Source organism: Pseudoalteromonas sp. MM17-2 (genome assembly GCF_022347945.1).
Taxonomy (GTDB): Bacteria; Pseudomonadota; Gammaproteobacteria; order Enterobacterales; family Alteromonadaceae; genus Pseudoalteromonas; species Pseudoalteromonas ruthenica.
In genome coordinates this window covers 21,406-33,459 of the sequence record NZ_JAKRFV010000007.1, presented here as the reverse complement: position 1 = coordinate 33,459, position 12,054 = coordinate 21,406, and the positions used below count along the sequence as shown (strand labels likewise).

The following is a 12,054-nucleotide window of genomic DNA, read 5'->3' as shown; positions in this document are numbered from 1 at the left end:
GGAGGTATTATGCCTAGTTTTCAAGGTGAAGAAGCGACTAATTACGACGAGCGTATAAGCCGTCTAGTGCCCGGTTATGAGTTGTTGCATCAGCTCACACAAGCGCAGTGCCAAGCTCAGTTAAGCTCGTCGGCGTCCGTTTTAGTCGTGGGTGCGGGCACAGGCAAAGAAGTGGTGGCGCTTGCCAAAGCAAACCCCAATATGCACTTTGTGGCTCAGGATATTTCCGCTGATATGTTGGCAATAGCTGAGCAGCGCTTTGATGAAGCGGGAATAAGCGCGCGGGTAACATGCCATTGTGGTGATATTGGCCAATTAAAGCAACAATTTGACGGTGCGTTGTGCCTATTGGTATTACATTTCTTGGCAGATAATGGTGATAAAGCAGCGTTATTAAAATCGATACGCCAGCAATTAGCTCCCCAAGCATGGTTGTGGCTTGCCGATTTGATGAAGCCTGAAACTCAGTTTGAACGTGATGCGCAGTTCATTGTTTGCCAACAATTAGGGTTAAGTGATGCGGGTGTCGAGCGTATGCGCCACAATCTAGAGCATGAGTTTTACCCACTGGATCGTATGCGTTTGGCTGAACTACTTGAACAGTGTGGTTATGGTATCGCCCGCTGCTACTTCAAAGCGCTAGGCTTTACTGGTTATGCAATACGTTGTCAGTCGTAGTGTGATGTAGCTTTTTAAGGCGCTCAAGCTGTTTTTTCAGCGTGTTTAAACAAAACGGCTTAATGATGAAACCATCAACCTTAGCGCTAATCATATCAGTCACTACCTCTTTCTTATCTTCGCAGGTCACTACGATGACTGGAATATAACCCCAGTCATCGTGTTTGCGAATAGTAAGAAATAAGTCTTTGCCATTGACCTTTGGCATGTTGAGGTCGGTCAGTACTAGGTCAAACTGGGTTTTTTCCAATAACGACAGTGCCTGCTCACCATCGGTGGCCTCTACGATATCGTCGTAGTCCAGTTTACGCAGCATATTAATAAGTACATGGCGCATTAACGGCATATCATCAACGACTAATATCTTCACTTGGTATCTCGCCTACATGGTAACTTCTTACAGTGTAGTCAATTTTTATACTTTCGTGGTGTCGCCTAAGGACCATCCTATAACTTGATATGGGTGTGGATGAGCTCACAAAGAATATCGATTTTGGCGTTATTGAGTTGTCGGTAATCAAAATAGGGGCACACGATAATACGTTGTGTGGGCGATATAGCGAACTCATCGTTAAGCCAGATCAGATTTATACCAAGTTGTTCATTTGCTGCGAGCTCTTTAGCATGAGTTTTTCCGGCAATAATATGTAGCGCTGCGTCAGGGTCGGTTACGTCAGGCTCGCTAAAGAGCAACGCCGTTTGTGAGTGGTTTTGCAGTAGTGTTTGATCTCTAAATTGTTGCCATGTGTCTACACTTTTTAAGGCCAAACAACTAGGAGCTAGTTGATATAGCCACTTTGCATAGACATTAAATACTTTTCGCCAACCGTTCCCTGCCTCTGCGTTTATTTGTGCTATTTGCCCTGCTTGCAATGGCAAGGTATCGCTTAAAGTTTGAAACTGAATCAGGTTTGGGCGGTTTTTTACATACACTCTGATTGCCGCATCGCTTTGCCCTAGGCCTATCGCTTTTATTGTCACCTAATACTACCTATCGCTTGAAGCACTTAGTAAAAAACTGATCTTAAGCAAGATAGTAAATTATTGCTATGATTTTTAAGCGGTTATAAGCTTTATCTCGTACAGAGGTCATTACTGTATTGTTCGGTTATACCCGATTAAAGACTATATTTACTTGGAGCTCATGCTATGCGCGCACAGATCATAATTTTACTAACGGTTGTATTAACTGCTTGTACTTCTGTACCTGACAAGGTGTCCCCAGTTAGCCCTTTTAATTTAGAGCGTTACATGGGCACATGGTATGAAATAGCCCGTATGCCCCACCCTTTTGAAGAAGGCTTAAGTCGCGTCACTGCGACGTACAGCCAGAATGATGATGGCAGCGTCAAGGTCATTAATCGCGGCTTTAACGCAGAAGAGCAACAATGGTCTCAAGCTGAAGGTAAAGCCAAGTTTGTTGGCGATACGAATACTGGTCATCTTAAAGTCTCTTTCTTCGGCCCCTTTTATTCCTCATATGTTGTGTTTGGATTAGACCAAAAAAACTATCAATATGCTTATGTGAGTGGTTATAACACCGACTATGCATGGTTACTCGCGCGTGAAAAAGAAGTTGATGAGCAGCGTTTAGAAGACTTTAAAGAGCAACTTAGATCATCGGGGTTTGCGGTAGAAAATTTGATTGAGGTGCAGCAATAATATACCTGCGATAAGTTCGCTGCTAACTGATAATTCAGATATAAAATGTAAAGGGGGTTTACAGATCAGTATTTTACCTACTTATTAGTAAAATACTGATCTAGAAACTTAGTAAAAATTCGGTTTATTGACTGGCAATCAGAATAGTTGTAAGCACTGCTAGTAGTGAAGCCGTGCAGCAAAAGGTCAGTGCTTTTAGCCATTTCGGGCTGAAACTAAGACACAGTGTGATGGCCAATACACTGACCGCCATAAACCCGCAGAACAGTAGTACCCCATAACTACCCAGCGCGGCAATCGCTATGGTCATGCTTAGTAAAATACTGATCCAAGCACAGATCAAAATTTTACTAACTAACCGAGCATTGGGGCGCACACCATATATATCTCGGTAATGGGTTGCTTTGGCATGCGCAAAGCAACTAAAAGCGATGATACACAGTATAAAGCAAAGCAGTTCTATCATACGCTTAACTCCTCTAACGAGCCCAACCAAGTGCGCTGCTTGCGGTTACCACGATAGGCCGCGTAGGCGAAGCAGGTTGCTGCAAATAAACAAACTAAATCGAAACCCAACAAAGTCCATTGCTGGCTACCAATAAAGTGCAGCAAACTGCCCTGCGTGGTCATGCTGTTAATGGCAACAAGACCGATACAGGCGCCAGCAATGATGGCATTTAATAATCGCCAACTATAAGGCTTGAATACCGCCCATGCTTGCACCGCTGCCCAGGTTAAAAAGAAAGCGAGTATTTCTTTGTCGGCGCGCTCACTCACATTCATTGGCAATAACCGATTGGCATAAAAAAATGCCAAGGTTGCTAAAGGCAAGCCCATAAACGTACCCAGGTTAAGGCTATCAACTGTACGTAGACCTATCGCGGGGCGCTGCTTTTTATTGCGTTGGTGTAAGCGTTTTGCCCACATGATTGCGCCGCTCGCTATCATGATACACCCTGCTAAACCGCATAATACGTAAAGCCAGCGCAACACGGGCTGTGCCATGCGCGCCGCATGCAAGGCTATCATGCCATCGTAGATGGCTTCACTAACGCTTCTATCTACTTCATTAATGTCTATCACCTCGCCCGTCGTGGCGTTAAACGTGATGCTTGGCGGCCTGTCGACAATGGCCTTGCCGCTATCAATAATAAAGCGTACCGATGCACTGCGATCGTTAGGGTGGTCAATACGTACTTGCCTTATATCTGCATCCGGCCACTTAGTATAAAGTTGATCCAGCAGTGTATTAACACCCACCATGGCTGTGGGCTCGTTGGCAGGCTCGGTGCGCTGAAAGTTAAATACATCGGCATAGAAGCCGCGTAAACCATCGTCGTAGGCGGTCATCGTCGGGTAGGGGAAGAGCATAAAAATAAGGGTAATAAGCCCTGTATAGGTGATCATGATATGAAAAGGCAGCGCTAGCACAGACGATAAGTTATGGCTATCAAGCCAGCTGCGTACGCCTTTATTGGTGCGCAAGCTAAATAAATCCTTAAAGATCCGTTTATGAATGACCACCCCAGTTATTAGCGCAATAAGCATAAACAAGCTGGCAAAACAGACCAGCCAACGTGCTGTTCTGACGTCGAGGTAATGCAAATCAAAGTGCAGGCGATAAAAGAAATGCCCACCTTTGGATTCTCTGACTGTATCGACCCCCTCTAGCGTTTTAGGATTGACATAATAGTCTTGCCAAGGCGCACGTTTACCGGGCTCACGTGGCTCTTGGTAAGAGTAGGTAAGCCAGTCTTTACGCTCATCAGCCAAGGAAATATTCCAGCGTTCGGACTTAGGTGCCTGTTGCTGTAAGTATGCAAATCCTTGGGTTATCTGAGCTTGCTGCGCGGCAACACGCTGCTGGGGCTGTTCAAAATGATGTATCTCAGGTTTAGCCCAAAAGTTGAGTTCCCAACGGAAAAACGCAAGCGTGCCGGCAATAAATATGAGAAAGAGTAACCAACAGACCAATAAACCTACCCAGGTGTGTAGCCATGTCATTGAACGAAAGAAGGTGTCCTTCATAGCCATTCCTCCATGAATGCCAGCAGAGCGGTGAGCGCTGCACTAGTTAGTAAAATAGTGATCCATACCTTAGCGACAGAGCGCACACTAAAGGCATAGATGAAGATACAGGCATATATCAATATCGATAAGCTTACAGCCAGTAATACCGCGTCACTAGGTTGTAATGGCAGGGCGACCCCTAAAACAGCTGTGCTTAAGGCAGTTAATAAGTAGCCTCCAACAATGGCGGCAATAAAGCGATAAACCACAAGGGCGCGATAATGAGAGCTGGCGATACGTAACTTGATAAGCCAGGGTGATAACTGAAAATCCATAGTCTGCAGGCTGTTGTACCAAAAACGAGCCATTATATAGATTATAAAGCTAAAAGATAGTGATTCGTATTTGCTTAAATGAATTGAAAATGAACCGTTAGTTAATTGTTGGCTCACGGTTAACACGATGTTTTTTATTAAAACCCTTATAATTCATAATATTACACGTCATTTCAATGGCCTTTTTTGCGTTCCTATTTATGCTTTTTTGCTATAAGATCGCTCACTCTTTTTTACTAGTTTTGTGTTGTTCTAGGAAGTGCTGTTGTTGTGGATGTGTTGTATTGGTTCGCGAGTTACCTCTTTGTACTTAAATATGTGGTATATGCGTTAAGCGTTTTACTGCTTATTTTTGGTTTAGACGATCTGTTTATTGACCTCGTGTACTGGGGGCGGAAATGCTACCGGCGATTGGTCATCTATCGCAAACACCCCAAGCTGCACTATTCAAAGTTGAAAGAGAAAGCCGAGCAACCGCTCGCAATTATGGTACCTGCATGGCAAGAACACGGAGTTGTAGGACCGATGGCGGAACTGGCGGCATCGACATTAGATTACGAGAACTATCATATATTTGTTGGTACTTACCCTAACGACGACAAGACTCAAGCTGATGTTGACGCCGTATGCGCGCGATTTCCTAATGTCCACAAAGTGGTGTGCGCGCGCCCTGGGCCAACGAGTAAGGCGGATTGCCTCAATAATATCATCGCCTCTATATTTACCTTCGAATCGCAAGCAAAATTTGCCTTCCAAGGGTTTATTCTTCATGACGCAGAAGATGTACTCAGTGCCATGGAAATGCGTTTATTCAACTACCTCGTTGAGCGTAAAGATCTCATTCAACTGCCAGTATTTCCATTCGAGCGACAATGGTATGAGTTTACCAGTGGCAGCTATCTAGATGAATTTGCAGAAATTCATGGCAAAGACGTGCCCGTGCGAGAAGCCTTGGTTGGGCAAGTCCCAAGTGCTGGCGTTGGCACTTGTTTTAGTCGCCAGGCAATTCAATTGCTTATCGAGCAAGGCGATGGTATCGCCTTCGATGTACAAAGTTTAACTGAAGATTACGACATTGGCTTTCGCCTCAAGCAACACGGCATGTCAGAAGTCTTCATTCATTTTCCTGTGCTGACCGACACGCACAAGCAGCAGATCAATAAGGGGAGCCTGAAATCTGCAAGTTATAGCAGCGTAGTTTGTGTACGGGAGTACTTCCCGAATACGTTCACCACAGCCGTGCGGCAAAAATCGCGATGGATCATTGGTATCGTATTTCAGGGTATGAAATCCCATGCATGGACGCGAGATTGGAAATTAAATTACTTTCTTTGGCGGGACCGTCGCGGCGGTCTCACTAACTTCATTGGCTTTGTCGCGCTACTGGTGTTATTTCAGCTCGCCTGTATTTGGGGTTACCAACAACTCTCCGGCAGTGCTTATAACTTTCTCTCAATTTATGGTGATGAGCCCTGGCTAAGTGCGGTGTTGTGGGCTAATGCCGTGCTGCTAGCTAATCGCATGCTACAACGCTTTGTATTTGTTACGCGCTATTACGGGTGTATTCAAGGGGTCCTTTCGATCCCACGTATGGTGTGGGGCAATATTATTAACTTCTTTGCCAATATTCGTGCTGTGAGACAAATTCTCGAAATGGGTGATGTTAAACGCGTAGCTTGGGACAAAACCAGTCATGACTTTCCATCATTAGGGGAAACACGGGCAAGCTATCGACCTCTGGGTGAAATATTGCTCTCAGCAGGGGCTATTAACAAAGAGCAACTGCACAATGCGCTCACGCAAGGGCAGGGCAGAGTAAAACTTGGGCGTTATTTAATGCAGCAAGGCGTGCTCAGCGGTGAGCAATTAGCGCAAGCGATAGCCGAGCAGGCGGGCGTTGAATATCGCTCTTGCCCGCCCCTGTCTACGCCAGAGCAAAGTGAGCTCGGTATTCATAAAGCGGTCGCTGTGCGCTACGCCATTATTGGATTGTTCCTGGAAAAAGGTGTACTACATATTGCGAGTGAACAGCACTTGTCGCCGGTGGCCTTAGGGGCTATAAGCCGGAAAGTCGGACATAAAGTTAGGTATTATATTGCCCAGCCGGGACAGGTCACCGTGGCGCTCAAAATGCATTTTAGTGATGACTCGGCCTACAGCTATGCGAATCTTCAGCGTCGTGCTCGTCGTTCGGATTGGCCGCATTTTGTAAATGCCCATTACAGTGAGTTTGAAGCAATTAGCGAAGTGGCTATGCTCAGCCCCTCCGTTGCTAACCAAGTGATGATTGGCCAGGAAAATAGCGACTCAGGGGTGGGTGACTATCTTATTGCCAAAGGTGTCATTGATGAGCAAACCCTTGAACTAGCGCAGCGCATTATGCGCAGACCTTTGGCAAGTGACAAGCCAGCGAGTTCATCAGAGGTGTCGTTATGAAACTTCTGTGGCTTTTTCTATTGACCTCAATGACAGCGTTATCAGCACCTAGTTTTGAGGCCGGTAAAGGATACCCTGAGCATACTCAGTTCTTACTTTATCCTTATGTCGATATGGCGTACCGCTATATTGATGAGGGTCGTTATGAGCTCGCTAATGAAGAGTTGAATAAGGCATTAGCTGTAACGCCGAATAACCCCTATGTAGTGGAGCGATTGTTATTTGTTGCGGCCCAGCAGCAACATTGGCCTCAGTTATCTAAGCTTATAGACCAGTACCAACAAGTGCTTATGGGGCAGCGGAAATGGCGCGAAGTATTGTTACACTTTCAGCAACTTGGGCTTAAGCATCAAGCAGAGTTGTTTATTGTGTACACCGATAAGCTTTTGGCAGATGAGCGCTTTAGTATCACCCAGCGCACCGAATTAGCTGCGTTAAGTGCACAAATGATAAGCGAACGAGCTCGCGCGCAGTTCATCCATCGAGTGATCTCTCGTTACGGGCTCGAAGAAGTTCGCCCAGCCTATTGTTTCGCACTGCTAAACGAAAAAAAGTATGACGCAGTTGCCAGTTGTATTAATGATATAACTCATCCAGAGCAGCAAGCCAGTGTGCGTAAACACTTGATACAAGCGCTTTTAGGAGCGCAGCATTTCAAGGTGGCTAGTGAGCAGTTTAGCCTCTATCAGCAACACGCTGTTTTGAGTGAGCAGGAGCGTCGCCAATGGTTGCAAGCGGCGATATACAACAAAGATTGGCCACTTGCTTTGACGCTTAATGCCGCGCTACCAAGGGCTATCTCGCGCCTATTGCAAAGAGCCGATATTGCCATGCAAGCTCAGCAACCTGAGGTTTTATCGCGGACCATAGCGGCATTAAGTGAAGCCGAGTTAAATATAGAACAAGAGCAGCAGTTACTTGTGCTCATGGCTTATGTCTCGACTTACTCTCAGCAATGGCGTCAACGCCTGTATGATTACTCATTGCAACACGCCGAAAATGATGAGTTTTGGCGCTCAAGAGCGGTACAAGTGGCGCAAGCAATGGAAGACCACAGTCAGTGGCTGGCGATATTTGAGGCGCAGCAGAGTCTGAGTGAGGCGCAGCAGCGGCAACTTGCCATAGGTTATGAAAAAGTCGGTAATGAAGATAAGGCCTATCAGCAGTGGCTGTTATTAGCGCGCCTTTATCCTCAGCGCTTGAGCTATGCTAAGCAGGCATCGCATATGGCGATACAGCGTCGGCAGTATGAGCTAGTTACACATATATTGGCGCCCTTTTGGCCTTTTTCACAACAACAAGATCAAGATGCTGAGCTGACCTATCGTTACTTACAAAGCCTCAAGAAAACTCAGTCGGATACGCTCAGTGATGCGCTTGCTTTAGCGCAATCAAGACAAGCATCACCAGCTCAGCGACAGACGTTAATGAGCTTCGCCTCAGCTATTGGTGAGTGTCAGTTAGCTGCGCAATGGTTGGTTGAGCCTGCGAAAGAGCAAGCTTTACAGCAATTAGGATATTGCTTTATTGAGCGCGATAAAGAGCGAGCGTATGCGTTGTTCCAAGCGGCCTTAGCAACAAACCCAAGCAGCACTGAAAGCCGGCTTCAACTCGCTCACTTGAGTGAAGTGCTTGGCTTGCATGTGCGGGCGTATGAGTACTGGCTAGAGCTTGACTCGCAGCTGACAGAGCAGTCGTACTTTTTTAATGCTATTGCTAGTGCGTTGAAAGTCGACGAATACACGCAAGCGATGACATGGTTGCACCGCTTAGTGCGTTTGCATGAGCCTAAAACAATCAGCTTTTATCAATTACAACTGCAGCTTGCCCGGCATGTTAACGATCTACATACGCAAGAGAAGAGCTTAGTGTGGCTGCTTGAAAACCACCCCGATGTTTCCGAGCAAATAGCTCTGGCTCGCCTATACTGGCGCCAAGGTAAAACGCAGCAAACGTTCACACTGCTCAGCGATATCGAACGCCAACCTACCGAGGCGTTGGCGCTACACACCCAAGCAGAGCTTGCATACTTGTATATTGACGTAGGTCGCGCTGCAAAAGCGGCTCCGCTAATGCAGCATTACCTGGCCAATCAACTCGACCTTTACCCTATGCACCAGCAGCTTGCCTATAGTTATGTTGTGACTAATGAGTTAGATAATGCCCTGCATCATGCCACTATCGCGGCGACTAACATGGAGACCATGGAGCTTGCTCAGGAACCTAAACAACAACTCAAGCGCTTACGGCGAGATTTATTGGCGCAATCACGTTGGTTGCTGCAAGCACAATTTGGTGAGCAGTTGAGGCCCATCGATATAGGCGCTACCTCACAAAGCTTGAGATACGGTGGGTTTATAGAGCTGCGTTACAGCAAATATTTACAGCACCACTGGCGTGCGCAGGATACTCATCAGTGGTACGCACGGGCTTTTGTACAAAAAGATAGCCAACAACATGACAGCACTCTCGCGCTAGGATACAGCTGGCAGCCATTGGCTTCGCTCGACCTCCAGTTTGCTATCGAGCCGCAGTGGCAGCTGCGCAACAACGATGTCGATATCTTGCTTAAGGCCGCTACGGACTTATTCAGTCTAGGTGGCAATACGCGGGATTGGCAAACTGATGCACAAGGGTGGCTGCAACAAAGTTTGTATTTGGAAGCCGCACATTGGCTTAAGTCTGGACGTGATGCGCAGTTCGCACAATACCAAGGTGGTTATCACTTTAAATTGCATACTCAAAATCAGCAAGCGCTGACTTGGCAACCTTATGTGAACGGTCAATGGACGCGCTCGAGTGAGCGTCAAGATACCCGCGTAGGTGCAGGTGTTGGGGTGCATTGGTGGTCAGGAGGTGATGATATAACCGCATATCGCCGCCAGGCCTCGCTAAAACTATTAGTACAGCATGTTCTCAACGGTGAACGAGAGGGCGACAATGTGGCAAGTTTGAATCTGGAGTGGTCATGGTAGGGCGATATACAGCAATGATAGCGTTGCTGCTATGCAGTATAGCTGTGCAAGCGAGTGTGGTTATTTATCAGCCATTAAATAGCGACAGCGAGCTAACAAAGGGCCAATGGCAAGAAATAATGCTGCAGTTACGAGAGCGTCAAATTGATACCATTGCCCTGCAATGGAGCCAGCATGAGCATAGCCAGTTCATTGATGAAGAGGGCCGCTCTCGACTACAGCAACTTTTTCATCAAGCCAATGCTCAAGGATTAAAAATAGTCGTTGGGCTGTATCATGAAAATAGCTACTACCAACGCATTCAACAGCAGCCTCGAGCACTACACTTTTATCTGCGCGGCTTGTATAACCGTCATCTCGACGTTGCCGGACGCTGGCAAGCGTTTACTAAACTGCCAGCATTTGCTGGTTGGTATATCAGTGATGAAATCGATGACCTTAACTGGCAAAGCCATGCAAAACAGCAATTGTTAATCGATTACCTCAGCGCCTTGAATGATCAATTAGCTACTCTTGCTCCTACTAAGCCAGTGTATATCTCAAGCTTCTATGCGGGGCATAGTTCACCGCGACAATACGCATATTTACTTGAGCGATTAGCGCAGCACACCGACCTGGAATTACTGTGGCAAGATGGTGTGGGGACTCAAGTTTTATCAAGCGATCAGCGTCAGGGAGTGCAAAAATATGTTTGCCAAAAGGGCGGTCATATTCACGTTATTGCAGAAATATTCAATGAATCTGTGGAGCACAGGCTAAGCGATGAGTGCCGACCAAGCTGGTTTTTTTCACTGCGCTACATGCTACCTAACTACTTTGCTAATGAATGACTCGGTAAAGTGTAAAGGGGGTTGCCACAATATGTGGCTAGCCCTTAGGCTAAGCAAAAACAACATACCTCAGTGAAGATGCAACTAGCAGATAAGATTCGTGCTTGCACTTTATGTGCCGAGCATTTGCCTTTGGCGCCTAAGCCTATTATTCAACTTGATAGTGAGGCACCTATTCTAATTGCTGGTCAAGCACCCGGAGTGCGAGCTCACCAGGCTGGCAAACCGTTTGCCGACGCCAGTGGCGATCGCCTCAGGCAATGGTTAGGAGTCAATGAGCAGCAATTTTATAACCCGCGCTTATTCGCTATCGCGCCGATGGGGTTTTGCTATCCTGGCACCGCTCAGTACGGAGATTTAGCTCCGCGAGAAGAGTGCGCTGTAACATGGCGAGAGCAGGTGTTAGCTGCCTTACCTAAGCGGCAGTTGACTCTTGTCCTTGGTCAGTATGCAATGGCTTATCATCTACCCAAACGTTATAAAACGCTCACCGCTGCGGTGCAAGACTGGCGCAGTTACTGGCCACATACCTTAGTATTACCTCACCCAAGCCCTCGTAATAATCGCTGGTTCAAGCGTAACCCGTGGTTCGAACAAGAAATACTGCCGCATCTGCAACAGCGAGTGGCCGATTTACTCTAAGCCCACTTGCTGTAAATAGGCTTGTAAACCCGATAGCAGCTGCTGATGCTGCTCACGGCTGAGCCCAGCTAGCAGTGCTTGCTGGGTCTCTACATGAGCCTGGATCACTTCTTTACTAAGTGCTAAACCTTGCTCTGTAAGCTGAACCCAACATATCCGCTTATCCTGTTGATCTTGCGATCGAGTGATCAGCTGCTGTTTTTGCAGCTGGTTTAGGCGGCTGGTCATACTGCCCGAGGTTACCAGCATTTGCGCTAACAGTTGATTGGGTGTGAGCCGATAAGGCGGGCCCGAGCGTCTTAACGTCGCAAGCACATCAAAGCCTGCTTCGGAAAGCCCGTAGCGGCGAAATGTTTTGCTCATTGCTAAGGTCATATGCTTGTGGGCGATTTGCAAACGACCAATTAATGCCATGGTGGCAGTATCTAATTGTGGCATCTCCCGAGCCCACAGCGCTTGTATATTATCTAAATTTTGCATCTTTAG

Annotated in this window: 12 protein-coding genes; 6 read left to right on the top strand and 6 right to left on the bottom strand. The window is 46.7% G+C overall.

What is annotated here, in order from left to right:
• Positions 1–9 precede the first annotated feature (9 nt).
• Positions 10–678 carry a class I SAM-dependent methyltransferase gene (locus MHM93_RS07630; RefSeq protein WP_239448560.1) on the top strand — a complete coding sequence of 223 codons (669 nt, stop codon included), beginning with the start codon at positions 10–12 and terminating at the stop codon, positions 676–678.
• Here the strand turns inward: MHM93_RS07630 and MHM93_RS07625 are convergent.
• Both MHM93_RS07625 and MHM93_RS07620 read right to left on the bottom strand, forming a co-directional pair.
• On the bottom strand, positions 647–1,048 hold the full coding sequence (locus MHM93_RS07625; RefSeq protein ID WP_022943522.1) for a response regulator: 402 nt from the start codon (positions 1,046–1,048) through the stop codon (positions 647–649). The two genes, MHM93_RS07630 and MHM93_RS07625, sit on opposite strands and share 32 nt — an antisense overlap.
• A gap of 77 nt (positions 1,049–1,125) precedes the next feature.
• Positions 1,126–1,659, bottom strand: coding sequence for a hypothetical protein (locus MHM93_RS07620; protein ID WP_138508193.1), 534 nt, complete (start codon positions 1,657–1,659; stop codon positions 1,126–1,128).
• A gap of 168 nt (positions 1,660–1,827) precedes the next feature.
• Here MHM93_RS07620 and MHM93_RS07615 point away from each other — a divergent pair, with 168 nt between their 5' ends.
• Positions 1,828–2,340, top strand: a complete 513-nt coding sequence (locus MHM93_RS07615; RefSeq protein ID WP_239448559.1) for a lipocalin family protein — start codon at positions 1,828–1,830, stop codon at positions 2,338–2,340.
• A 124-nt stretch (positions 2,341–2,464) separates the two neighbouring features.
• Here MHM93_RS07615 and MHM93_RS07610 read toward each other — a convergent pair whose 3' ends face one another.
• From MHM93_RS07610 to MHM93_RS07600, 3 genes are read right to left on the bottom strand one after another with little or no spacing between them, the layout of a single operon-like run.
• The gene (locus MHM93_RS07610) at positions 2,465–2,806 is read right to left on the bottom strand and encodes a DUF3325 family protein (RefSeq protein ID WP_022943519.1); all 342 of its coding nucleotides are present in this window, start codon (positions 2,804–2,806) and stop codon (positions 2,465–2,467) included.
• The gene (locus tag MHM93_RS07605; protein WP_045980028.1) at positions 2,803–4,368 is read right to left on the bottom strand and encodes a PepSY-associated TM helix domain-containing protein; all 1,566 of its coding nucleotides are present in this window, start codon (positions 4,366–4,368) and stop codon (positions 2,803–2,805) included. Before MHM93_RS07605 ends, MHM93_RS07610 begins: the two co-directional genes overlap by 4 nt.
• Positions 4,365–4,685, bottom strand: coding sequence for a hypothetical protein (locus MHM93_RS07600; RefSeq protein WP_022943517.1), 321 nt, complete (start codon positions 4,683–4,685; stop codon positions 4,365–4,367). Before MHM93_RS07600 ends, MHM93_RS07605 begins: the two co-directional genes overlap by 4 nt.
• Positions 4,686–4,955: 270 nt before the next feature.
• On the opposite strand from MHM93_RS07600, the gene MHM93_RS07595 reads away from it, so the two are divergent.
• The 4 genes from MHM93_RS07595 to MHM93_RS07580 all read left to right on the top strand — a co-directional run bounded on the left by MHM93_RS07595 (position 4,956) and on the right by MHM93_RS07580 (position 11,568).
• Positions 4,956–7,121 carry a glycosyl transferase family protein gene (locus MHM93_RS07595; protein ID WP_239448558.1) on the top strand — a complete coding sequence of 722 codons (2,166 nt, stop codon included), beginning with the start codon at positions 4,956–4,958 and terminating at the stop codon, positions 7,119–7,121.
• Positions 7,118–10,096, top strand: coding sequence for a hypothetical protein (locus MHM93_RS07590; RefSeq protein ID WP_239448557.1), 2,979 nt, complete (start codon positions 7,118–7,120; stop codon positions 10,094–10,096). The genes MHM93_RS07595 and MHM93_RS07590 overlap by 4 nt, the downstream gene beginning before the upstream one ends.
• Complete coding sequence (locus MHM93_RS07585; protein ID WP_239448556.1) at positions 10,090–10,926, top strand: DUF4434 domain-containing protein; 837 nt, start codon at positions 10,090–10,092, stop codon at positions 10,924–10,926. The genes MHM93_RS07590 and MHM93_RS07585 overlap by 7 nt, the downstream gene beginning before the upstream one ends.
• Positions 10,927–11,004: 78 nt before the next feature.
• Complete coding sequence (locus tag MHM93_RS07580; RefSeq protein ID WP_138508186.1) at positions 11,005–11,568, top strand: uracil-DNA glycosylase family protein; 564 nt, start codon at positions 11,005–11,007, stop codon at positions 11,566–11,568.
• Here the strand turns inward: MHM93_RS07580 and MHM93_RS07575 are convergent.
• Complete coding sequence (locus MHM93_RS07575; protein ID WP_239448555.1) at positions 11,560–12,048, bottom strand: MarR family transcriptional regulator; 489 nt, start codon at positions 12,046–12,048, stop codon at positions 11,560–11,562. The two genes, MHM93_RS07580 and MHM93_RS07575, sit on opposite strands and share 9 nt — an antisense overlap.
• Positions 12,049–12,054 lie beyond the last annotated feature (6 nt).

Bases quoted from the DNA above. Each gene is read 5' to 3' on its own strand.
- MHM93_RS07580 (WP_138508186.1), top strand. From the start codon at position 11,005: ATGCAACTAGCAGATAAGATTCGTGCTTGCACTTTATGTGCCGAGCAT.
- MHM93_RS07615 (WP_239448559.1), top strand. From the start codon at position 1,828: ATGCGCGCACAGATCATAATTTTACTAACGGTTGTATTAACTGCTTGT.
- MHM93_RS07590 (WP_239448557.1), top strand. From the start codon at position 7,118: ATGAAACTTCTGTGGCTTTTTCTATTGACCTCAATGACAGCGTTATCA.
- MHM93_RS07605 (WP_045980028.1), bottom strand. From the start codon at position 4,368: ATGAAGGACACCTTCTTTCGTTCAATGACATGGCTACACACCTGGGTA.
- MHM93_RS07585 (WP_239448556.1), top strand. From the start codon at position 10,090: ATGGTAGGGCGATATACAGCAATGATAGCGTTGCTGCTATGCAGTATA.
- MHM93_RS07610 (WP_022943519.1), bottom strand. From the start codon at position 2,806: ATGATAGAACTGCTTTGCTTTATACTGTGTATCATCGCTTTTAGTTGC.
- MHM93_RS07600 (WP_022943517.1), bottom strand. From the start codon at position 4,685: ATGGATTTTCAGTTATCACCCTGGCTTATCAAGTTACGTATCGCCAGC.
- MHM93_RS07575 (WP_239448555.1), bottom strand. From the start codon at position 12,048: ATGCAAAATTTAGATAATATACAAGCGCTGTGGGCTCGGGAGATGCCA.
- MHM93_RS07630 (WP_239448560.1), top strand. From the start codon at position 10: ATGCCTAGTTTTCAAGGTGAAGAAGCGACTAATTACGACGAGCGTATA.